Here is a 22021-nt window from a genome sequence, read left to right as displayed (position 1 = left end):
ATGAATATACTATTACTAGGAAGCGGAGGCAGAGAACATGCCTTTGCTTGGAAGATTGTAAACAGTCAAAAATGTTCTAGACTTTTCGTCGCTCCGGGAAATGCAGGAACTGCCCAAATTGCCGAGAACATTTCCATAGGAATCAATGATTTCCCGGCGATCACTGAGTTTGTGTTGGAAAACAACATCGAAATGGTGGTAGTAGGCCCAGAAGAACCACTGGTCAGAGGAATTGTAGACTATTTTCAAGCCAATCCAAAAACAAAAGATCTACCCATCATCGGGCCAAGTCAACTTGGGGCCACAATGGAAGGATCAAAAGACTTTTCAAAGCAGTTTATGGATCGAAACAAGATCCCTACGGCTGCTTCTGAGACATTCACAAAAGAAAACATCGGCCAAGCTTACAAGTTTATTGATGCCCAAACCATCCCTATCGTACTGAAAGCTGATGGCTTAGCGGCAGGAAAAGGGGTACTGATCTGCCAAAGCCACCAAGAGGCAAAGGAATCTCTACGAGAAATGCTTGTAGACAACAAATTTGGAGAAGCTTCTTCCAAGGTTGTGATAGAGCAGTTTCTTGACGGCATAGAACTTTCTGTTTTTGTGGCTACAGATGGAAAAAGTTATAAAATCCTCCCTGAAGCAAAGGATTACAAGAGAATTGGAGAAGCTGATACAGGACTGAACACTGGAGGAATGGGAGCGGTGAGTCCTGTTCCATTTGCGGATGCGGATTTCATGCAAAAGGTAGAAGAAAGAGTAATCAAACCCACTGTAAGCGGCCTTCAAAAAGAAAATATAAGATATACTGGGTTCCTATTCATCGGCTTGATGAACATCGGCGGAGACCCTTATGTGATAGAGTACAATGTACGAATGGGAGATCCGGAAACGCAAGCCGTACTTCCAAGGATCAAAAGTGATTTCGTAGACCTGCTCTACTCCATGGGAACGATGCAATTGGATAAATATGAAATTGTATTGGAGTCATTTACCACCACGACAGTGGTACTGGTAGCGGGTGGATACCCAGGTGATTATAAAAAAGGCGATAAAATCTCAGGCTTGGGCAAGCAAGTAAAGGAAAATAATTCGTTGGTATTTCATGCAGGCACGACACTGAACTCCAATGGCGAAGTATTGACAAACGGAGGAAGAGTCCTTGCGATTACGGGCATAGGCCACGATGTAGAATCTGCACTCGCCAATGCATACAGCAAAGTAGCAGATATCACTTGGGCAGATCAATACCACAGAAAAGATATTGGTCAGGACATTCTGACACTGATAAAGTAAACCCAAACTAACGAGGAGTTCAAGGCTCCCTTTCGATATAATTATGGCAGGATGTAGTAGCTGCTCTACCACCACCGGATCAAGTGGAGGATGCCAAAACAACGGCACATGTGGTACGAGCGATTGTAATAAAATGAATGCATTCGACTGGCTCACCCATATGGGAATCCCAGTCGTGGACAAATATGATGTAGTAGAGGTCAAGTTCAAAGGAGGTAGAAAAGAATACTACCGCAATGTAGACCACCTCCAACTCACCACAGGTGATCCTGTAGTCGTAGATGTACCCAACGGCCACCACATAGGCTGGGTTTCGCTTCAAGGTGAGCTGGTGAGGCTTCAAATGCAAAAACGAAAAATCAAGGATGATGACAATATCCTCAGGATATACCGTGTCGCCAACCAAAAGGACATAGAGAAGTGGGAAGAATCAAAAAACAAAGAGGTTCCTACCATCTACAGAACCAAACAAATCATTGACGAGCTGAAACTGGACATGAAACTGTCCGATGTAGAGTTTCAGGCAGACAACTCTAAGGCCACTTTCTTTTATTCTGCCGAGGACAGGGTTGACTTCAGGGAACTGATCAAATTGTTGGCATCTGAATTCAAAATCAGGGTAGAGATGCGTCAGATCAGTCTTAGACAGGAAGCTGGAAGGCTAGGCGGTATTGGCGTATGTGGAAGGGAGCTATGCTGCTCTACCTGGATCCACGATTTCAAAAGTGTCAGCACTTCAGCAGCCAGATATCAAAACCTATCGCTCAACCCTACTAAACTCTCGGGACAATGTGGCAGGTTGAAATGTTGCCTGAATTACGAGTTGGACACCTACATGTCTGCTTTGGAAGACATCCCTACCGTCGACAAACCACTGCTTACCGAAGCTGGGATAGCGAGATTGCAGAAAACCGATATTTTCAGAAAATTGATGTGGTTCAGCTACAACAATGAAAACAATTGGTATTCCATCAGCTGCGAACGCGTAAAGGAAATCCAAGAGATGAATGCCAAGGATACCAAGCCTTTTGATCTTCAAAGCAACCATTCCAACGAAGCCGAAGACAAAGTCACCAGATCAAACCTGGAATTGGAGGCCCTTGACAAGAAATTCAGCAATACTGGCAACAATAGAAAAAAGAAGAAAAAGAAAAAACCAAGAGCTAGACAGGAAGGAGAACACTCCACAGCTGCAGATTCTACCCAAAAACCAATAAAACCAGCTGCTCAAAACACTTCCCCCTCTACGTCTCCCAACGAATCTCCAGAAGGGAATAGGGACAGGAATAGGTTCAAAAAGAACAGAATGGGCAGAAAAAATGTGGAGCAGAGAAACCAAAACAAAGAAGTAGCTGGAGAAAACCCAGCCAAACCTAAGCCCAAACCCAGGCCTACTCCGAAGCCAAAAGCAGAAGGAAGTGCAGACAACAAACCTCGGGAAAATAAAAATGGGGGAAAAAGAAGGTATCCACCAAGAAACAAGGGAGACCAAAACAAAGGTGATCAAAATGGTTAAAATGAGTAACTTATTTGCAATCACCACAATGCTTATCCTGCTGGTTTCCTGCAATGGAGATAGGATCTTTGAGGATTATAAAGGAATGGAAAGGCAATCGTGGAACATCACTGATACCATCGCCTTTGATCTTCCTATACCAAGGGACGAATCAAATGCATTGATTGGCATCAAATATAACTTAGATTATAAATTCAGGAATCTGTATGTGAAGTATTTCCTTTCCGATAGCCTAGGAGTAAAATTCGAATCCCAACTATTGAACATATCTCTGTTTGACAGCAAAGGGGGAAGGCCAACTGGCAGTGGATTTGGCAGTATATTCACAAGGTTTGACACCCTTCCCCTGATCTCCGGGGAGCAGTACACCAAAATTGAATTTGTCCAATATATGAGAGTCGATGAATTGATTGGGATAGAAGCCGTTGGTTTCAAGCTGGTAAATACCAAATAGAAACCTTAAAACCAAGGGGAATCACTTTTCGGAGTCTCCAATACAGTCGAAGGCAATTCAAAAATCTAAGCTGGGTAATATACCTGGCTTAGATCACTTTTCAAAAATCTCCTTGCCAGTCCAATATTGCCTGCTAAAATAAAAATGGTATGGCCAAGACTTTTCCTTCAATTGCATGCAGTGGTAGACGAAAGCTTCTTTGGAACTCGATGCATCATAAAGTCGCTGATCATCGGTCAATATAGCTTCTACAAAGCCCTCCCCTTCCTTTGTTACTGCCAAATCAATCCAAGATGACTCAGGATAAGTGGAAATCCCCAGCATATTATTTGACATAACACGTTGCTTTAATGTCCAATTTTCGACGAACCCCGATGACACCTTAAGCTTCTCACTTTCGATTTCACCATTGCACTGCTTCTCTACAAACAACAGATAATTCCTCAACATTTCAACTCCAGGATTGGCCAATTGCTCTTTCTTGAAATCTTTGGCTGTCAAGCTAGTGACAAGGCTTATTTTCTTCTTTGCCCTAGTGATCGCCACATTCAATCGGTATTGCCCTCCTTGCTTGGAGAGCAACCCAAAATTGGCATTCAATTTTCCTGATTTGTTTTTGGCATATCCTATGGAGAAGATCACCCAATCAAACTCGTCCCCTTGTACATTTTCTATATTCTTAACCGATAGCCTTTCGCTCTTTATGGTTTCTTCGGACTCTATCAATTGATTGATCAATTCCATTTGGAAAAAGTTGAAAGTAATTACGCCAATACTGTATTCCGGCGACAAACCTTGAACTCGCTTTATGGTATCCAAAACAGCTTCTGCTTCCTGTCTATTGGTTTGCTTATCCCAAACACCATCGACATGGATAAACTCGTAGGGGTTTTCATTGGAGTTTACCAAGTCCCTTTCTGCCAACATTTCAAGTTTGTCCTGATAGAAATGCTGGTTCGAAAATCTTATAAGTGCTTTTTGCGAACTCCTGTAATGACCTTTCAACCAGAATTTTTTGAAAAATCCAGAAGCCAGGTCCAACAAGGATTCCGTCTCCACTTCCAAACCTTCATCTGCTGAATCCAACCTTACTTGATACAAGTCAAAGGGCTGGAGCTGCTTCGAATCTCCAGCAATCACCACCTGTTTGCCTCGCAGCATGGCCGGAAGCCCCCGCTCTACATAGCATTGGGAGGATTCATCAAAAATCACCAAGTCAAAAGACTGCTTCAAGGGGAACAATGCAGAAACTGTATCCGGTGAAGCAAGCCAACAAGGGATCAGGTTAAATAGCTCCCCCTCAAAATTCTCTACAAGCTTTTTGATTGACCAAAGCCTTTTCTTCTTGCTCACTTGATGCAATAACTCACGATACGTGATCCTGTTGTTGAGTCTGTTGAACTCCAGGTTTTTGAAGGTTTGTTCCCGTACTCTCAGTTCCGAAATGTTTTGGGAAAGTTTCCATTTTTCTTCCACCGCCTCCATCAACTCCTCCTGGGCATTCAGGAATTTCGCCGTACCAACTTCGCGCAATACAGGATACTTAGATTCGATATGTTCAATCCATGCATTGCCCAAGCCTACCAAAAACAAGTAACTCAATTGCTCATAATCATATTCAGGATGTTCATCCAAAAGTTTTTCCATCACCTGAATATCGACCGTCCTCAATCTTTTCCTCAACTTATCAAATTCAACCAACTCATCAAACACCAAGGAAATCTGGCCTTTTTGTTCCAAAAATGATTTTTCAGGGGAATGGGAAATCAGGTGCTGAATCTGGATTTTGCTGAGATAAATATTCCAGGAATCGATTTTATCCTCCAATACCAGTGTGTATTTGCCAAACTCACCCAACAATTTCAGGATTTCCGAAGATGTCTTTTTAGAACTTATGATGATATCTGCCAACCCCTCCAAATCCTCCATGACCAATCTAGCGCGGATAGCATCCAAATGTGTGGCAGAAAAATGGTTGAATGCGGAAAAATCAAATGGTTTACTTGGTAAATCCAACCACTCTTTTTGGTCTAAAAGTGTATACTGGTGGTTCAGGTTCAACCTGTTTTCCAATTTCCTAACCAACAGATTCAAGTCATGGGCATTTTCCTTCAGCTGATGATGGCTGATCAAACCCACCACCCGATTAAATTTCTTCCTATTGAATTTCAGATTGATCTTTCCCCACCAAGAACTCCTGGTATCTATGTATTCCAACAACTCCGACAAGGTTTCCTGTACTTCCCCATCTTCCGTCTGCCATTCTACACCCTCTTCGGAAAGCAGGGTCTTCACAGTTTCAAACTTATTTTCAAGCCAAAGCAAATCAAATACCGTACTTGGATGACTACTTATCCTATCAAAAACCTGTTGTCTATCCAAAAGATGAAGGTATTGCCTGAAAGAATCCAAGCTTTTCTTTTTTTCATAAATCGAAAACAAATAAGATGCATCAAGTCCCTCTACGTCGAAAAACTGCCTGTTGAAGTCTGATTTGACTTGTTCAATCTCCATTAGGATTTCTTTTAGCCTATTGGAAGCGGCCATTCCAAAACTGCTGAAATCTACCCTATGCAACCAAAAGGACTTGGCGCTTTGGTATTTTTTGTAATAAACTTCATATACCTTCAAATCCCTCAAAAAATCCGCAACACGCTCCCAAGGATATTTCTTGTAATACTGGGTCAAATCAATGGTTTCCTCATCAAACTTGGAAGTCATGTAGAGCTGTTTTACCGGAATCCCACATTCTTCTGTATTGAACAGACTCTTTTTATACTCATCAAAGTACTCTAAATAAGCGTCAATCGTCCTTGATTTCTGGGAAAAATCCCTTTCAAATTGAATCGCATCTATGCCCCTATTCAACTCTTGGTAATGCTCAATTGAGTCAATTTGAAGTTGCAGTTTTTGAAAAAGCATTTTTCTATCTGCCCTAAAATCATGGACCAAGGCCAAAAATGCCCCAAACCCTTTTTCTTCCAACCTGTTATATACAACATCCAATGCTGCCCTTTTTTGGGATACGATCAGGACTTTTTTCCCCCTGGCTATATAGTCCACCGCCAAATTACTGATCAACTGGGACTTTCCAGTACCAGGAGGGCCTTCTACTACACAAGAATCCCCTCCCCTGACAGCTTTGACCACTTCTTCCTGACTCGCATCCAAAGGGAAAACATTATACATTTGATCTTCCCTTGGAGGACTAAGCTCTTCTTCCTTTGCAAAATGTTCTGAAAGCAAATCTTCAAGGGTTTCCTCCTTGTTCTCTTCCATCAACTGCTCATAATCCTGGATCAAAAAACTTGTCTTTTGGGAAAATTGGCCAAGAATGGCATAGGGTTTTAGTTTTAGTATGCCAGCATCCATTTGAAGGTCATCTGAAGACTTATTGCTTTCAGGAAATGCCCCCAATTTCTGTTCATATAACTCTTGGTTGAAATTTATCGAAAAATTCTCCTTCAAGGTATCATAAAGCATCGACAAAAAAGCTGTGATATCTGTGGGAGCATCCTCCAGGGCCAAACCCTCTCCCCCAACAGACTTGACTCCATATGCCCGCTCATAGGCCAATAGAAAAGTTTTGTTAAAAACAACCTGCTCTTCTGCATGCCTTCTCAACAACCAAGAGTCATTTTCCATCACCAAACTCACCGGAAAAAAAAGCAAAGGACATCTTAGAATTTGCCCATCGATCAACTTCCCCTCTACAAATGGATAGGCTACGTAGAGACTTTTTTCCCCAGTCTCTTCTTCCGTGGTTTTTACTTGCCGAAGAATGGATTTGATATTTCCGGAAATCACATTTAGTTGCTTATCCCGTGGGTCAGAGGCCGAAATCAATGGGATATCTCCCAACCCAGCAACCAAGTCCTTGATATACCCAAATGAATCTCCCCTATTCAGGTTTTCTAAACTCTTCAAATCAATCATTTGGGACAGAAAGAGCTTTGGCAGATACAAAGATCTATTTCTACTGGAAAGATCCGTCAAACGATTAAGATATACCTGAAAAGTATTTTTGACCATTTTAGCTATTTAAATGGGGAATCTTTTTCCTTCGCCATTTGGTTGTAGACCACCCCATCCATGATTCCCGGTATCCATTTATTCAAAAATACCGCCAATTTTCCTTGAGCTGTCAAAACAATCTCTCTTTTTCTTTTGGCAGTCGCATTCAGGATATATTCGGCGACTTCTTCCGGAGACATCATCTTGGCTTCATTGCGGGGGGAAGCACCTTGGGGGGTACCATCCGCCAGCAAGGCATTGGAACGGATATTTGAAGAGGTGAAGCCTGGACATGCGACCAGTACGTGTACATCTTTTTTCAGCAACTCTGTTCTCAAGGATTCAAAAAAACCATTCATCGCAAACTTGCTTGCCGTATAGGCTGTCCGGGCAGGTGTCCCCCTGTAGCCATTGATAGAAGATATCCCTACAATACTCCCTTTATTTTGGGTGATTGATTCCAAACAATATTTGGTAGCATAGACAGAACCCCAAAAATTGATGTCCATCACTTTTTTGAACACCTCAATATCCAAATCCTGAAAAAGTGCGCGCATCGATATCCCTGCATTATTGATCAAAATATCGATTTTCCCAAACTTGGAAATTGCAGCTTCGGCCATTCTCCTATTGTCCTCTTCCAATGCCGAATCTGCCAAAACACCAATGGCCTCTACACCTTGGTTTTGTAATTTAGCCAATGACTCATCAAGCTTAACCTGACTGCGACCCGTTATCACCACCTTGGCTCCAGCCTTTCCAAAGGCAAAAGCACATGCCTCACCGATACCTGATGTTGCTCCTGTGATGATAACTACCTTATCCTTAAATTTCATTTTATTTTAATTTGACTACAAAGATAAAAATTTAGCATGCATGCCTAGTTGTGATTATTATTTTTTCAATTCTTTGATTTCAGCCCCAAGAAATATTTCCTGCCTATCTTTTCTGGAGAGAACCTAATTTTCAGCATCAACCTTGATCATTTTTCAATTTATTGATAAAATTCATTTAATTGGACAAATTTCTTAATTCTTAAGACATTCGAGCTTAATATTGTTTTGAGATTATCAAACACTCAGCTAAAAATGAAAAGAAACTTAGCCACTTTGTTCGCAATAATAGCCTGGTTTGCTGTTATTGTCCAATTTTATTTGATGGTCGAAAACAAGGTTTCTCCCATTCCGGAAACCATCATCAGATTCTTCAGCTTCTTTACCATATTGACAAACACTTTGGTGGCCATATACTTTTCCAGCCAAATCGTCAAAGGTAGCTTATCCCGGTTTTTTGAAAAACCCGGCAAACTCACAGCCATCACAATCTACATTTTGGTAGTAGGGTTGGTTTATCAATTTGTCTTGCGGCAGGTTTGGGATCCCACAGGTATGCAAAAGCTTGTAGATGAACTCCTTCATGCTGCAACTCCAATAGCCACGCTTGTGTATTGGGTTCTATACGAAAACAAAAAGAAAATCCATTGGAACCAAGTTCCTTTTTGGTTGATTTATCCTGGCGTTTATCTCATTTTCATTCTTGTCAGAGGGCATTTTTCCGGATTCTACCCCTACCCTTTTGTCAACGTTGCAGAGATCGGCTACCAACAGGCACTGATCAATTCTCTTGGGGTATTGCTGCTTTTTGTGCTTTTGTCAAGTGTGATGATTTTGGTCGGAAAAAGTAATTCAAAATGAGCAACCAACCCTTAATGAAAAAAAACTCACCGCTTGCTGAGCTGTGAAGCAAGTATGTTTTTTTTGTCCACTCCCGCATTGTGACATTGGGTTATTCAAGGTTTATCCCCGTTGGGGATTCTACGAGATTCTAGTTCATGCAAGGGACTAATTTAAGTAACCCTAGATACGACCCTGTGGAAAAAGAAATCAAGCATTTCCATTTACCCAAAACTCCAATAGAGTTGAATTTAAAAAGGTAATGTATTCAATAAAAGAGCATATTTCAATAATACCCATTTTCATTGACTTTTTTCATTAATTTTGCGCCCATGTCGAGAAAAATGAAAAATAAGGTTGTAGAGAACCTGACTATTGAAAGAATTGCTACGGAAGGGAAATGTGTTGGACATCATGATGGCAAAGTGGTTTTTGTACAGGGTGTGGCACCTGGAGATGTCGTAGACGTGAGGATTACCAGAGGCAAAAGCTCTTTTATGGAAGGTGAGGCCATCAAATTCCATGAATATTCCAAAGATAGAATCGACCCATTTTGTTCCCACTTTGGCACTTGCGGCGGTTGCAAGTGGCAACATATCAATTATGATCTTCAAAAAACTTACAAAAGACAACAAGTTGTAGATCAATTTACCCGTATCGGCAAGGTTGAAATCCCAGAAGTATTGCCGATCCTAGGATCTGCCGACACCCAATATTACAGAAATAAGCTTGACTTTACTTTTTCAAACAACCGTTGGCTCACGCGTGAAGAAATTGATTCCGGTGCTGATTTTGAAAGAAATGCGCTTGGTTTTCATATTCCAAAGATGTTTGACAAAATCGTCGATATTGAGCATTGCTATCTTCAGGGAAACATTTCCAATGATGTAAGAAATGAGTTGAGGGATTTTGCCCTCAACAATTCCCTATCTTTCTATGATATCAGAAATCAGGTCGGCTTACTCCGGAACTTGATCATCAGGACTACAAGCACTGGTGAAAGTATGGTAATCGTGCAATTTGGCGGTGACAATCAGGAAGAAATAGAAATGGTGATGAATTTTCTTCATGAAAAGTTCCCACAGATCACTGCCCTTCTCTATATAATCAACTTGAAGAAAAACGAAACTTTCAATGATTTGGAAGTCGTCACTTTTGCAGGAAAAGACTACATAGAAGAAGAAATGGAAGGTCTGAAATTCAGAATCGGACCGAAGTCATTCTACCAAACAAACTCAGACCAAGCATATGAACTTTATAAAGTCACAAGAGAATTTGCTGGACTAAAAGGTGATGAGATCGTGTACGATTTGTACACAGGTACAGGTACCATTGCAAACTTTGTTGCCAAACAAGCCAAGCAGGTAATTGGAATTGAATATGTAGAAGCAGCCATTGTTGATGCCAAGCTAAATTCCAAAGTCAACGGATTGGGAAACACACTCTTCTATGCAGGTGACATGAAGGACATGCTGAATGACGAGTTTATCGCAGCGCATGCCAAACCTGATGTCATCATCACAGATCCACCAAGGGCAGGCATGCATGACGATGTCGTCAATATGCTTCTCAAACTGGAAGCCCAAAAAATCGTCTATGTCAGCTGTAATCCTGCAACCCAAGCCAGAGATGTGGCTTTGCTTTCAGAGAAATACAGTGTAGATAAAATCCAGCCTGTGGACATGTTCCCTCAGACTTACCATGTTGAAAATGTAGTACTTCTAACCCTGAAATCATGATATCTGACTTTAACGACCCAGAACTAAGCGGTAAATATCTTGGCACGATCACCAAGGATTTTCTCAATGTTTCTGAAATCCTCAAGGAGGCATCTTATCAAGTAAGAAGTAGAAAATTCTCCAAATTCCCTATTTTCCCAATTTCCAAAGAAGAGCAACCTATCGGTCAGCTCTTATTGGGAAAAGAAGAAAAAAACCTTGATTGGAATTATTACATCACCTATGTCGATGAATTTATCCAAAGAAAATTGATCGCTGAGGAGCTTCGGGAAGAATTCGAGAACAACTACAAGAACCCAGATGAATTCTGCTGTCTTTTTGTGATGGATAAGGAGTTTACAAGTTTTGTGTATATCCCATTTCCGGAGGAGTAGGAAGATGCTCGGCACAAGAGCTCGCAAAGGCCGCTGAGGTGCAAAGGTGCGCAAAGGAGAGGTTGGAAAGTCTGAAAGTTCTGAAGGTTTGAAAGTTGGAAGAGCTTGTCCCGTATCGGGATTAGAAAATTCGAAAATTGAAAAATTAGAAGATTGGAAGATTTTTGGATTAGCTTGTCTGATAGGGTTAGATGGGGAATTGTTGGAAGGTTTTAATGATATAATCACATATCTGAATATGAAAAATCTATGCACGATATTTTTTATCCTGTTACTATTTTCCTGTAAGAAAAATACTAAGGAAGTAGAATTTTTTGACCTTACTGGAATATGGAGTGGACACGAGATTATTTTAATTCAAGATTCAACCATGATAAATCCCTTTTGGGGCAATTATGGATTTTTCAAATATTCAATTAAAAAAGATACTCTTATCGTTGAAGACCCTGAATTAGAGAGTATTGGAAAAATTGAATTTTTAGACGAAAATCACTTTTATTTAATAGCCTTTAACCAAGACAATGATACTCTGCGATTCGAAAAGGTACCCAAAACCAATCCACTTAAATTTGAATACTTAATTTTTGAAGGAGGTTCTGTTGAAGGTAGGTTGCCTTTTTTTAAAATGCATATTGATAAAAATGGCTTAGTAAAGTATGAGGGTGACCTATATTCAAATTTTAAAGGAGAGCATGAATTCCAATTGGGCACTATGATACTTAACCAAATTAATCAATTGTTTGAATTTGTAGCTATTCAGAATTATCCTAAAGACGATTTATTATTAATTTCAGATACTGAGGAGATGAATCTTTTTATTAAATATCCAGGGAGTGAGGAAATTAAAATTGAAAATGGCGCTTTCTCGGATAATTACTTCGTAATTCAGCGGGTATTTAATAGGTTCGAAAGTCTTCTAAATATGAAAAAAGCCAATGATTTCACTTTAGATTCAGCAAGTAGCACTGTTAAATAATATGTTTTTTTTAAACTGAACACTAAATATATAAACTTATTCAGATCAATTTTATGGCTCGTATAAAAATGGTTACTACTACTAACAGTCCTAATATAATATTTAAAAACCGTGCATAATGATTTCAGATTTCTCTACTCCTTTTCTACCATTCCACATCTCCTTAAAACTTATTACTTGTTTCCCACTTACTTTGTGAAATATAGCGTAAATCAACCATTTTGTTGAAGCGCCAACAAATTCAAAAAAAACAGAACCCAATATACTATCAATCATTTTTTTTCTTTTTTCTCATTTCCAAAAACTTTCTAATTCCAGAATAGGGAGAAAGACTATGATAGTAAACAAAGAGAAAAACAACTCCAGAAAATATCAAAATACTCCCTCCTACTACATTTAAGTCCAAATTTCTTTTTAAACCTATGATATGAATTTTATTCACCAACATAAAAATTCCATATCCAATCATAAAGACTGATGTGATTAACATAGATAAATTCTCTGACGCTCTCATTCAATTTCACTTTAAATCAACAAGATAATTGGGAATAAAAAAACTAAGAACTACATTTAGCAAGTTTAGTTTATGTTCCTATAACCTCCATCTTTAGTAACTAAAGTAATTTATGAAAATCCTTTTAAAATTAATCTTTCTCAGCTTTATGCTATATGGTTGCAGTAAAGCAAACTCTCAATCTGAAGAATTACTGACTCCTGAAAAAATGAACGAGCGATTTTTTAGTTTATATGAATCAAAAAGTCCAAAAGATGCTTTAGATTTTATTTTTTCAACTAACGCATGGATAGAAGAAACACAAGCCCAAGTAGTGGCAAATAAACTGACAGGGTATACGAAACTTTTAGGTTCTTATCAGGATAGAGATGCCATTACTAAAAATAGTATTGGTCAAAACTATTTGCTTTATACATTTCTAGTAAAACATGATCGACAACCCATGAGGTTTACATTCATCTATTATAAACCAAAAGATAAATGGCAGTTACAGGAGTTCAAATATGACGACAATTTTCAGAGTGAGATAATAGAGGCATCCAGTGCTTACAGACTAACTGAAAATCTCCCATGCGATCAGTAGAAAATTTCTTTCTTGAATTAGTTCAATTAACTACATTTAAAATCTCCTTCATTTTCTGCACAGTGGATTTCCCTATTCCTATTACAGAAAGTAAATCTGATTCTGAGGCATTAAATATATGCTGAAGGCTACCAAAATGATTCAGTAGGTATTCTGCCCTATCGGCTCCGATTCCTGGAAATCCTTCAAGGATATGGATTTTTTGGTTTAAAAAATTATCTGATTTCTGAAACTTAGGTTTTAGCCTTGGGTGAAATTTATAAGCTGCCAATTTATCCTTTGTAAGCTGTTTGAAAGATTGGAGCATAACTGAAACAGTTTCTTTCCGAGTCTTAGATCTTATAATAGGGATTCTGAAAATCAAGGATACAGACAATAAAATTGCCTGAACTGCATTCTTGCTAAAACCTAAATTCCTGTATTCTCTTTTTCTACCTTCCAAAATCAGACAAGCAGGTACTTTTGAATTCGCCAACTTGCCAGCCTGCTTAAAAAATCTCCCATCTTTGATTGAAGCACAAAAGTCTAAAGGGGTTTTTCTCTCTACAATTAATTCAGAATCTAGAAGATAGTCCCCTACAAGCAACCGCTCTTTCCTTATAATGATATTTCTGTAAGAAAATAAATGGCCTAACATCACATCCGGCTCCCTATCATCCACCACAATTTCCAAAGGATAAAACTTAGAACCTCTCAAAAAATCTTTCATAGAGTTAAAGGTTGATACAGTATAAATATACATAACAACAACTATTTTCAACAAAAAGGGGGAGCTTTTGCTCCCCCTTTTTGTTGAAAATATCTTAGAAATGCTTCCAGCCTTGGGCTTTGAGTTCTACTACTGTACCACTTTTTGTGACTAGGTTTTTGCCATCTTCTGGCTTGGTGGTGTGACCGATAAAGTGGATATCTGCATGCTTTTCCAGTTTCTGGTAGTCCTTTTGGTCTATCGTGAACAACAACTCATAATCCTCCCCCCCATTCAATACACAGGTAATCGGATCGAGACCAAGTTCTACTGCGGTATCAAAAGTCTGCTTGTCAATTGGCAATTTGTCTTCATAGATCGTCACGCCCACATTGGATGCTTTACAGATATGGAAAAGCTCTGAAGCTAATCCATCAGAAATATCCAACATACTCGTAGGCACCACTCCCAATTCCCTTAACTCGTGGATGATATCCATCCTGGCATCTGGCTTCAACTGTCGGGCTGTCACAAAAGTATATTTATCCAAATCAGGTTTCATATCAGGATTTGCCATAAAAACCTGCTTTTCCCTTTCCAAAATCTGCAATCCTACCAAAGCACCACCCAAATCCCCGGTGGCACAGATGATATCATTGGTCTTGGCTCCAGACCTATATGATAGCTCTTCTTTTTTTGCTTCACCAATAGCCGTGATGGAAATAACCAATCCTGACCTTGAGGCTGTAGTATCACCACCAACAACATCCACATTGTAATGTGCGGCAGCAGCATTGATTCCGGAATACAAAGCATCTACTGCCTCCACAGAAAACCTATTGGACAAAGCAATGCTTACAGTGATCTGCTTGGGAATGGCATTCATCGCTGCCACATCAGATACATTGACAGCTACTGCCTTGAAACCTACATGCTGCAGCGGTGCATAAGCCAAATCAAAATGAACCCCTTCCAAAAGCAAATCTGTGGTCACTACCTTCACATGATCCCCAGCTTCGATGACAGCCGCATCATCGCCTATCCCCTTGAATGTAGAGCTGTTTTTGAGTATGATACTTTTATTCAAATGGTCAATCAGGCCAAACTCACCCAACTCCCCAATTTCAGTTCTTTTATTATCTTCCATATCAATTATTTTTTTCTTGACACAATTCCACCAAAACACCGTTGGTGGATTTGGGATGCAAAAATACAACTAATTTATTGTCCGCACCTGATTTTGGGATTTCATTGAGGATTTCAAACCCTTCGTCTTTCAAACGTGCCACTTCGGCATGAATATCTTCCACATCGAATGCGATATGGTGTATCCCCTCTGATTTTCTTTCTAAATATTTGGCAATAGGACTATCTTCCCTTGTCGCTTCCAAAAGCTCGATTTTCGTATCCCCCACCTGAAAAAATGAAGTAAGTACACCTTCTCCAGAAACCTCTTCTTCCTTATAATGTGCTTCGCCCAAAAGCTTCCTGAAAAGTTCATTTGATTTTTTCAAATCTTTGACTGCAATTCCTAAATGCTCTATTTTTCTCATATTCTTTTTGAGTTTAGACAAAAATAAGAAATCCTACTTGGAAACCTTTACGACGATTGAATAAGGGAAAATGCAAAAAATGTCCTGAACAACCTACCCCTATCTTGCGATTCCCAAAACGGGGCGAAATCCATTGTTTATTATCGCCGTTGATTCCTTGGAATCCATGGGTTTACATCTATTGTCAGTTTAATTATTATTAAAATAAACGATAGAACGGGCGTATTAGAAAAGAGGTTTTAACACACAAAAGTTTGCATTTTTTCAGGAATTCATTGGCAAATATTTTTCATGGGACGGGAAAAATTCACTATATTTAAATTCGTAGTATTTCAAAAACTGATGGTTAATTGCCCACAAACAGCTTACATCCAGCTCCAAATTTGAATATTTCAGCATAGCAATCCATGATTGTTGCCTTCCTTTCTATTCAAAAACCTTTATAAGACAGGAAGCATTCTACACTATGATTAATCCTATTCCAGCTTAATCCATGAACAAAGAAAAACTCACCATAGATCAGGTTTTCAGCTTAGACTTACCAAATATAATCCTATATGCCGCACCCATAATGATCGGTTTGGTTTTGATCGAATGGTTCTATTCCTATAGATCAAAAAAAGAATATTATGACAGCAAAGACACCATTTCTGCCACCTTCATTGGTCTTGTCAATGTAGGAATGAGTGCAGGCATCAAAGTGGTGACATTTGGGATCATCCTGTTTTTCTACAACCTCGTACCATGGTCTATCCCAAATAAATGGTGGGCTTACATACTTTGTTTGTTTTGGTTGGATTTCTGGAGATATTGGGCACATCGGATTGCACATGAGAATCGATTTTGGTGGGCCACCCATGTAACACACCATAGTTCTAAAAAATACAACTGGTCTGTCTCTTTTCGACTTAGTTGGACCCAGCATATCAAAATCATATTCTTTATCCCTGTAGCTTTGGCGGGATTCCATCCTGTCACATTCTTTATCTGCCATCAAGTCGCCGTGTTATATCAATTTTGGATCCATACTGAGTACATCACCAAACTGCCTAAAGCAATAGAATTTTTCTTCACAACCCCATCCCATCACAGGGTTCATCATGCAAGCAATGAAAAGTATTTGGACAAAAATTACGGATCTACATTTATTATTTGGGACAGAATGTTTGGAACCTTTATGCCAGAGGAAGAAAGACCTAGTTACGGATTGACCAAGCAGGTAAATTCATACAACCCCATCACATTGAACTTTCATGAATGGTCTGATATCATCAAGGATGTGAGAAATTCCAAATCGCTCAATGAAGCATATGCAATGGTATTTTCTAGGCCCAGTGAATTAGAAACGGTCAAGGAAAAATTCCGGGAAAGAGAAAAAGTAAAATAAGCCCAACACCAAAGACCAAGTCAAAAAACATTCTTCCTTTGGGATAGTTTCACATCCAATACCCTTCAATTAAGAGGAACATCTTGGCTCAATTCCTATCAACCTGAGTTCGACTATTCTCACTTTGTCAACCTGCCTGCCGGCAGGCAGGAACGGTTTTAAATGGTGAGAACTACGAAAAGAAGGTGCGAACTTTTTTATGAAGTAATATTGGGATATTGCGGATTGAAAAAGTGAAGTAGGTTGCCGTTTAAAACCGAATAGTCGGCTCAGTCAATAAAAACACCCATTTACTGCGTTAAATTTTTGAGCGATAGCTTATAGGCTTTCCCTCAGAAATTTGCCTTGTAAATGGATATTTTTATTGATTTTGACTTTGTGATAACAATCGAACTCAGGTTATCAAAAAAAGGCATCGAATGCCTCACAAGAAAACAACTAAGGGAAAAATTAAAAAATGACTCCACCAGCAGTCGTCCCTTAGTGATAAAAAAACACATCCTACATTCCTTTTTCAGACCCCCTCAACCAGCTTCGAGAACTAAACAAGGTGGGGCTAAAACCATGCTGTACTCTTCCAGCAATTCCTGTTCTGATTCCCAAGTCACCATTGTATTGTTTTTAAAATCCCCATCATCAAGACCTTCAAAAAACAACTTAAACTCATCTTTTGAGAATGGAGACTTTAAATAATCAGCTATTTTTCTTAGCATTTTGCTTCTATCTTGGTACAAGCCCCCTTTATGATGAAAATTCACTTGAACCAATTTCTTTTCAGCGAAAAACCCATTATAAGCAGACCTCAGCAATTGATTGATACTGAATATACTTATATAATATTTTCCCCAAAAACGATCATAGCCATTTACCAATTCCTGGATATGAAATTTGATCAAATCTTCATTCATAATTCCATCAAACTTATATTTCAAAAGCAATTCTGTGCTTTTTTCTGGTTCATTCCAGCTAATTGCCAACTTAAGACTATCCAATAAGTCCACGTTGCTTATATCTTCTGGATTTGGGAAGCCAAATAAGCACAGCAACTCCCTGTATTCATCCAATGACCAATAATTGGATATCCAATTAATCATTTTTACCGACCGAATTGAGAGTTTTTCCACGAGTAGTCCTAATTACCTTCATTAAATAAGACACACTCAAATCGGTTTGGTCACATTCAATCCTGTGTATTTTTCGTTCTTTATTGATAATCAACCTAATAAATTACCAAAATCCATAAAAGCAAAAACAAACTTATTGCTTTAAAGTGGTTTCATTGATAAAATCTTTGACTGGGATAGACAATAGACCTTCTTCATTTCGAATAGAAATCACCAAGTTGCCTATTGACTCTACTTCACCCTTCAAGCCTTTATAGATGACGGTATCACCAACATTGACACTTCTGCGTACATAGTAGGTGTAAAGGATTTTTTGGACAATGTCAATAGAGCCCACCCCCAGCGAAATCACGAATATCAGAACCAGCCCTGCCAGAATAATCACCAAGTTGTTGGTGATCGCAGAGGTATCTATATTGGCCTGATTGAGTGCGGTGACAGAAAATATGATCAAAATCACAAAAAACACAAAACTGCTTATCAATGAGGATCCCACAATGGAAAGAGCATCCAAAAACCCTTTCAAAGCTCTTTTGATGAAATTTGCAATATACAGTCCAACAACAAAAAGTGTTATCGCACTGAAAAGCTTGGGAAGATAAGCCACTAGGCTGCTGATTTCGTTGGAAATGATAGTCCAGCCCAAAATATCCGCTGCAACTATCAGGAAAACCAAATAAAGGATCCACCTTACAAATGCTACAATCACAGAAGACAACTCAAAGTCCAAACCTGCTTCACCGAACAATTTTGCATCTTTCACCTTGTCTGACAAGTCATCTATCCTGCTCGTCTTTAATATCTTTTTCAGCAAAAAGGCGATCACCTTTGTGATCAGCCAGCCCAGCAATAAGATTATGACCGCTCCCAACAAACTCAGTAAATTCGAACTCAATTGCTCTCCCATCTTCAGAAATGCATTCATTGTCACTTCTGCCCAATTAGTAATAGTTTCCATACCGTCTGTGTTTTTTTGAATTAGTGCTTAGGTTTGTTTTTATTAAATAAATCATTCAATGATTCCGGAAAGGCATCAGTAAACAAATCAGACAGTTCCAAAAGCAGCTTTGCTTTGGAAACATCAGCCATCACTTTTTCCTTGAGGCCCAAAGGGACTTCTTCAAGCCTATTCTCCAGATTTTTGAATGGATTCTTAGTGTTGCTCATGTTTGATTTCTTTATATGCCTTCAACAGATTCATTTTTGCCCTACTCAACCGCATTTTGACTGCGCTCTGACCGATTCCCAATACTTCCTGAAGCTCTTTGACCGAAGTATCGTCTTGATATTTCAAAAGTAATATCATCCTCTCTTCATGGGAGATTTTTTGAAGTGCGATTTCCAACAACTTGGACTCCATTTCCAACAGCAGGTTCTCATTTCCCTCCTCCACAAATTCTGAGGTTTCGTGCATCTCAACTGACTCCCTCAACATCTTGGCATTTTTATCTCTGTTCAGATAATTTACACAATAGTTGTAAGTCAAGCTATATAGCCATGTCGAAAATTTTGATTTTCCTTTGAATTGCCGGATAGTCACGAACAACTGCAAAAAAACATCATGTGTCAAATCTTCCGCCATTTCCTGATTTTTGACAAAACTCAGACACTTGTTGTAAACCTTCTTTGAGAACCTATTGTAAATCTCTTCGAAAAATTTCACATCACGATTTACCCCAACCCCAAAGGCCAATTCCTCATCTGTCAACCGGAGTAAATCTACTTTTTCTTTCATATTAGTAATTAAGACACATCACTTCGTAAAAAGTCACAGATTGCAGGCACAAAAATATCAATCCTGTTATTGGATTGGCCAAAAATTCTAAGAAAATAAAAATGCTTGTCTATTTATTATTGATCAAACTATGACAAAACTCACATTTGTTACTTAATTTTAGCAAAGGTATATTTGTAATTGAATCATTTCAATTCATAGCTTGTTTTGCATTTGACTTGAAAAAATTGAAAACAATAAAATTATGATAGTAGTTTCTGAAAAGGCAAAAGAGAGAATCTTGGAGCTTAGGTTAGAGGAAGGCCGATCTGAAAATGAAAATATAAGGGTTTCTGTAAAAGGAGGCGGCTGTTCTGGATTGATGTACGATCTGGGGTTTGATGCAAGCTTGGCAGAATCAGACCACGTATTCGAAGACAAAGGCATCAAAATCCTTGTGGACCGCAAAAGCCTGCTCTACTTGGCAGGAACGACCTTGGAGTTTTCCGATGGATTGAACGGCAAAGGATTTCAATTTGTAAATCCGAATGCATCCCGCACCTGTGGGTGTGGTGAAAGTTTTTCGATTTAATAAAATATGATTATCCGCAATAACACCAGAAGCTAAATTAAAAGACTGGTTCAAGCGGATAATCTTTATTTACACCACGCCTGACCACCCGTGGTGGAGCGCACATAAGTCATCAATGCATCAATTGATTTAAAACACATCATTTTGTTTGGCTACTGGCAAGAAAGCTGACATACAGATAAAAAAATACCAAAAAAGGCTTCTCTGGAATACGGAGATGCCTTTTTTCAGTTTAAACCATAAACATAAAGGTTATGATGTTTTCGAATGGGAGAAATCAACAAACCTTGTTTTAGCAAAGGCAGCAACAAAAGATTCGACAAATTTATTATCAGCTAAAATATACCCCCTACCTTTTACTTTTTCAATTTCCGTAGCTTAAAAACTAAACCAAAAAACAACAATAAACCGGCAAAGATTAGCATAACAAAAGAAACACCTATGATATAATAAGTATCATACAGTTGAATATCAATAGTTTCATCCCGAAAAATAAAACTCAAAATCAACAACCATATTACCAATACAGACAAAACAACCCGCATTTTTCAGAAAATTTATTTCAACTATAATTTTTATTATAAGTTTCCAAACTAATCAAAATATATTAAAGAAAGAAGGATTCTGCTTTTCGTAATCCATCTTTATCAATTACCTTTGCCCCCTTAAGAAATAAACCCTTATGGAAGATAACATCAAAAAAATCCAGCTTAACGATCTCCACGTGGCTTTAGGTGGAAAAATGGTCCCATTTGCAGGCTACAACATGCCTGTTCGCTATTCTTCGGACATCGAAGAGCATAAAACAGTCCGTGAAGGTGTTGGTGTTTTTGATGTGTCCCACATGGGGGAATTTATGGTCAAAGGACCAAATGCATTGGAGCTTATCCAAAAAGTAACTTCAAATGATGCCAGCAAATTAATCATTGGGCAGGCGCAATATTCCTGCTTCCCAAATGAAAAAGGTGGGATTGTAGATGATTTGATTGTCTACAAATTTGCCGAGGAAGAATATATGCTCGTGGTCAATGCCTCCAATATCGACAAAGACTGGGCATGGGTCAACCAACACAACACAATGGGAGCTGAACTGGAAAACATCTCTGACACCCTTTCACTTTTTGCCATCCAAGGGCCCAAAGCCATCGAAGCGGTACAATCCCTGACCCCGGTGAATCTTTCGGAAATAAAATTCTACCACTTCACAGTTGGTGAATTTGCAGGTGTACAGAATGTCATCATCTCGGGAACAGGATATACTGGTGCTGGAGGGTTTGAGGTATATGTCAAAAATGAAGATGCCGAAAAAGTTTGGAAAGCGGTCTTTGAAGCGGGGAAAGATCTTGACATCAAACCAATAGGACTGGGGGCTAGAGATACCCTCAGAATGGAAATGGGGTATTGCCTCTATGGCAACGACATCAATGATGAAACATCACCCTTGGAAGCAGGTCTTGGCTGGATCACAAAATTCACCAAGGAATTTGTCAACAGCGAAAACCTTAAAAAGCAAAAAGAAACTGGTGTAGACAAAAAACTGGTTGGATTCATCTTGCAAGAAAGGGGAATCCCTAGGGGCCATTACCCAATCGTCAACGCAGCAGGCGAAACGATCGGCGAGGTAACCTCAGGTACACAGTCCCCCTCAATGGGCGTGGGTATCGGCATGGGATATGTCAAGACCGAATACGCTGCCCCAGGCACAGATATTGCCATCACGGTGAGAAATAAAAATTTGGCTGCAAAAATCGAAAAACTTCCCCTACTCAAAAAATAAAATCTGACCCGCAGAAGCTGTCTTTGGCATTTGCGGGTTTTTTC

21 protein-coding genes are annotated in these 22021 nt (G+C 39.1%); 11 read left to right on the top strand and 10 right to left on the bottom strand.

All coding sequences use genetic code 11. The annotated features are described in order from the left end of the window. From purD to ACFSKL_RS21040, 3 genes are read left to right on the top strand one after another with little or no spacing between them, the layout of a single operon-like run. Entirely contained in the window at positions 1-1299 is a 1299-nt protein-coding gene (gene purD / locus ACFSKL_RS21050) for a phosphoribosylamine--glycine ligase (protein WP_376889055.1), read from the top strand. Positions 1300-1342: 43 nt separating this feature from the next. Next, positions 1343-2815, top strand: coding sequence for a PSP1 domain-containing protein (locus tag ACFSKL_RS21045; RefSeq protein ID WP_376889053.1), 1473 nt, complete (start codon positions 1343-1345; stop codon positions 2813-2815). Between the two features lies 1 nt (position 2816). Next, positions 2817-3269: a gliding motility lipoprotein GldH gene (locus tag ACFSKL_RS21040; protein ID WP_376889051.1), complete on the top strand. Its 453-nt coding sequence runs from the start codon at positions 2817-2819 to the stop codon at positions 3267-3269. A gap of 93 nt (positions 3270-3362) precedes the next feature. Here the strand turns inward: ACFSKL_RS21040 and ACFSKL_RS21035 are convergent, their stop codons facing one another. Next, entirely contained in the window at positions 3363-7301 is a 3939-nt protein-coding gene (locus tag ACFSKL_RS21035) for an AAA domain-containing protein (protein WP_376889050.1), read from the bottom strand. Between the two features lie 5 nt (positions 7302-7306). Next, positions 7307-8119: an SDR family oxidoreductase gene (locus ACFSKL_RS21030; protein ID WP_376889048.1), complete on the bottom strand. Its 813-nt coding sequence runs from the start codon at positions 8117-8119 to the stop codon at positions 7307-7309. 252 nt (positions 8120-8371) lie between these two features. On the opposite strand from ACFSKL_RS21030, the gene ACFSKL_RS21025 reads away from it, so the two are divergent. The 4 genes from ACFSKL_RS21025 to ACFSKL_RS21010 all read left to right on the top strand — a co-directional run bounded on the left by ACFSKL_RS21025 (position 8372) and on the right by ACFSKL_RS21010 (position 12045). Beyond that, positions 8372-8977 (top strand): Pr6Pr family membrane protein, encoded by a 606-nt coding sequence (locus tag ACFSKL_RS21025; protein WP_376889046.1) that lies wholly within the window; start codon positions 8372-8374, stop codon positions 8975-8977. A gap of 311 nt (positions 8978-9288) precedes the next feature. Continuing rightward, positions 9289-10695: a 23S rRNA (uracil(1939)-C(5))-methyltransferase RlmD gene (gene rlmD / locus ACFSKL_RS21020; RefSeq protein ID WP_376889045.1), complete on the top strand. Its 1407-nt coding sequence runs from the start codon at positions 9289-9291 to the stop codon at positions 10693-10695. Further along, positions 10692-11069: a hypothetical protein gene (locus ACFSKL_RS21015; RefSeq protein ID WP_376889043.1), complete on the top strand. Its 378-nt coding sequence runs from the start codon at positions 10692-10694 to the stop codon at positions 11067-11069. The genes rlmD and ACFSKL_RS21015 overlap by 4 nt, the downstream gene beginning before the upstream one ends. 46 nt (positions 11070-11115) lie before the next feature. Continuing rightward, entirely contained in the window at positions 11116-12045 is a 930-nt protein-coding gene (locus tag ACFSKL_RS21010; RefSeq protein ID WP_376889041.1) for a DUF6438 domain-containing protein, read from the top strand. 102 nt (positions 12046-12147) lie between these two features. Here ACFSKL_RS21010 and ACFSKL_RS21005 read toward each other — a convergent pair whose 3' ends face one another. Then, complete coding sequence (locus tag ACFSKL_RS21005) at positions 12148-12321, bottom strand: hypothetical protein (RefSeq protein WP_376889040.1); 174 nt, start codon at positions 12319-12321, stop codon at positions 12148-12150. Positions 12322-12671: 350 nt separating this feature from the next. On the opposite strand from ACFSKL_RS21005, the gene ACFSKL_RS21000 reads away from it, so the two are divergent. Continuing rightward, a complete protein-coding gene (locus ACFSKL_RS21000) occupies positions 12672-13142 on the top strand; it encodes a hypothetical protein (RefSeq protein ID WP_376889038.1) in 471 nt (156 codons plus the stop codon). A 22-nt stretch (positions 13143-13164) separates the two neighbouring features. On the opposite strand, the gene ACFSKL_RS20995 is transcribed toward ACFSKL_RS21000, so the two are convergent. The 3 genes from ACFSKL_RS20995 to mce all read right to left on the bottom strand — a co-directional run bounded on the left by ACFSKL_RS20995 (position 13165) and on the right by mce (position 15383). Continuing rightward, positions 13165-13851, bottom strand: coding sequence for an ERCC4 domain-containing protein (locus ACFSKL_RS20995; protein WP_376889036.1), 687 nt, complete (start codon positions 13849-13851; stop codon positions 13165-13167). A 94-nt stretch (positions 13852-13945) separates the two neighbouring features. Beyond that, positions 13946-14977, bottom strand: a complete 1032-nt coding sequence (gene thiL / locus ACFSKL_RS20990; protein WP_376889034.1) for a thiamine-phosphate kinase — start codon at positions 14975-14977, stop codon at positions 13946-13948. A gap of 1 nt (position 14978) precedes the next feature. Continuing rightward, positions 14979-15383, bottom strand: coding sequence for a methylmalonyl-CoA epimerase (gene mce / locus ACFSKL_RS20985; RefSeq protein WP_376889032.1), 405 nt, complete (start codon positions 15381-15383; stop codon positions 14979-14981). Positions 15384-15876: 493 nt separating this feature from the next. Here mce and ACFSKL_RS20980 point away from each other — a divergent pair, with 493 nt between their 5' ends. Beyond that, the gene (locus tag ACFSKL_RS20980; protein WP_376889030.1) at positions 15877-16770 is read left to right on the top strand and encodes a sterol desaturase family protein; all 894 of its coding nucleotides are present in this window, start codon (positions 15877-15879) and stop codon (positions 16768-16770) included. A gap of 524 nt (positions 16771-17294) precedes the next feature. On the opposite strand, the gene ACFSKL_RS20975 is transcribed toward ACFSKL_RS20980, so the two are convergent. From ACFSKL_RS20975 to ACFSKL_RS20960, 4 genes are all read right to left on the bottom strand, one after another. Beyond that, on the bottom strand, positions 17295-17864 hold the full coding sequence (locus ACFSKL_RS20975; RefSeq protein WP_376889028.1) for a hypothetical protein: 570 nt from the start codon (positions 17862-17864) through the stop codon (positions 17295-17297). Positions 17865-18027: 163 nt separating this feature from the next. Then, positions 18028-18852 carry a mechanosensitive ion channel family protein gene (locus ACFSKL_RS20970; RefSeq protein ID WP_376889026.1) on the bottom strand — a complete coding sequence of 275 codons (825 nt, stop codon included), beginning with the start codon at positions 18850-18852 and terminating at the stop codon, positions 18028-18030. Positions 18853-18872: 20 nt separating this feature from the next. Then, the gene (locus ACFSKL_RS20965; RefSeq protein ID WP_376889024.1) at positions 18873-19061 is read right to left on the bottom strand and encodes a hypothetical protein; all 189 of its coding nucleotides are present in this window, start codon (positions 19059-19061) and stop codon (positions 18873-18875) included. After that, positions 19048-19629, bottom strand: coding sequence for an RNA polymerase sigma factor (locus ACFSKL_RS20960; protein WP_376889022.1), 582 nt, complete (start codon positions 19627-19629; stop codon positions 19048-19050). The genes ACFSKL_RS20965 and ACFSKL_RS20960 overlap by 14 nt, the downstream gene beginning before the upstream one ends. A gap of 244 nt (positions 19630-19873) precedes the next feature. On the opposite strand from ACFSKL_RS20960, the gene ACFSKL_RS20955 reads away from it, so the two are divergent. Then, a complete protein-coding gene (locus ACFSKL_RS20955; RefSeq protein WP_376889020.1) occupies positions 19874-20200 on the top strand; it encodes a HesB/IscA family protein in 327 nt (108 codons plus the stop codon). Positions 20201-20882: 682 nt separating this feature from the next. After that, positions 20883-21977 (top strand): glycine cleavage system aminomethyltransferase GcvT, encoded by a 1095-nt coding sequence (gene gcvT, locus ACFSKL_RS20950; RefSeq protein ID WP_376889018.1) that lies wholly within the window; start codon positions 20883-20885, stop codon positions 21975-21977. Positions 21978-22021 lie beyond the last annotated feature (44 nt).

This window comes from Belliella marina, from assembly GCF_042682445.1.
Lineage (GTDB): Bacteria > Bacteroidota > Bacteroidia > Cytophagales > Cyclobacteriaceae > Belliella > Belliella marina.
Note: the sequence above shows the minus strand (reverse complement) of the source record. Positions and strands in the feature narration are given on the sequence as shown.

What these genes read in the sequence shown, in the direction of transcription:
- purD (WP_376889055.1), top strand. Translation starts at nt 1, where the DNA reads ATGAATATACTATTACTAGGAAGCGGAGGCAGAGAACATGCCTTTGCT.
- ACFSKL_RS21045 (WP_376889053.1), top strand. Translation starts at nt 1,343, where the DNA reads ATGGCAGGATGTAGTAGCTGCTCTACCACCACCGGATCAAGTGGAGGA.
- ACFSKL_RS21040 (WP_376889051.1), top strand. Translation starts at nt 2,817, where the DNA reads ATGAGTAACTTATTTGCAATCACCACAATGCTTATCCTGCTGGTTTCC.
- ACFSKL_RS21035 (WP_376889050.1), bottom strand. Translation starts at nt 7,301, where the DNA reads ATGGTCAAAAATACTTTTCAGGTATATCTTAATCGTTTGACGGATCTT.
- ACFSKL_RS21030 (WP_376889048.1), bottom strand. Translation starts at nt 8,119, where the DNA reads ATGAAATTTAAGGATAAGGTAGTTATCATCACAGGAGCAACATCAGGT.
- ACFSKL_RS21025 (WP_376889046.1), top strand. Translation starts at nt 8,372, where the DNA reads ATGAAAAGAAACTTAGCCACTTTGTTCGCAATAATAGCCTGGTTTGCT.
- rlmD (WP_376889045.1), top strand. Translation starts at nt 9,289, where the DNA reads ATGTCGAGAAAAATGAAAAATAAGGTTGTAGAGAACCTGACTATTGAA.
- ACFSKL_RS21015 (WP_376889043.1), top strand. Translation starts at nt 10,692, where the DNA reads ATGATATCTGACTTTAACGACCCAGAACTAAGCGGTAAATATCTTGGC.
- ACFSKL_RS21005 (WP_376889040.1), bottom strand. Translation starts at nt 12,321, where the DNA reads ATGATTGATAGTATATTGGGTTCTGTTTTTTTTGAATTTGTTGGCGCT.
- ACFSKL_RS21000 (WP_376889038.1), top strand. Translation starts at nt 12,672, where the DNA reads ATGAAAATCCTTTTAAAATTAATCTTTCTCAGCTTTATGCTATATGGT.
- ACFSKL_RS20995 (WP_376889036.1), bottom strand. Translation starts at nt 13,851, where the DNA reads ATGAAAGATTTTTTGAGAGGTTCTAAGTTTTATCCTTTGGAAATTGTG.
- thiL (WP_376889034.1), bottom strand. Translation starts at nt 14,977, where the DNA reads ATGGAAGATAATAAAAGAACTGAAATTGGGGAGTTGGGTGAGTTTGGC.
- mce (WP_376889032.1), bottom strand. Translation starts at nt 15,383, where the DNA reads ATGAGAAAAATAGAGCATTTAGGAATTGCAGTCAAAGATTTGAAAAAA.
- ACFSKL_RS20980 (WP_376889030.1), top strand. Translation starts at nt 15,877, where the DNA reads ATGAACAAAGAAAAACTCACCATAGATCAGGTTTTCAGCTTAGACTTA.
- ACFSKL_RS20975 (WP_376889028.1), bottom strand. Translation starts at nt 17,864, where the DNA reads ATGATTAATTGGATATCCAATTATTGGTCATTGGATGAATACAGGGAG.
- ACFSKL_RS20970 (WP_376889026.1), bottom strand. Translation starts at nt 18,852, where the DNA reads ATGGAAACTATTACTAATTGGGCAGAAGTGACAATGAATGCATTTCTG.
- ACFSKL_RS20965 (WP_376889024.1), bottom strand. Translation starts at nt 19,061, where the DNA reads ATGAGCAACACTAAGAATCCATTCAAAAATCTGGAGAATAGGCTTGAA.
- ACFSKL_RS20960 (WP_376889022.1), bottom strand. Translation starts at nt 19,629, where the DNA reads ATGAAAGAAAAAGTAGATTTACTCCGGTTGACAGATGAGGAATTGGCC.
- ACFSKL_RS20955 (WP_376889020.1), top strand. Translation starts at nt 19,874, where the DNA reads ATGATAGTAGTTTCTGAAAAGGCAAAAGAGAGAATCTTGGAGCTTAGG.
- gcvT (WP_376889018.1), top strand. Translation starts at nt 20,883, where the DNA reads ATGGAAGATAACATCAAAAAAATCCAGCTTAACGATCTCCACGTGGCT.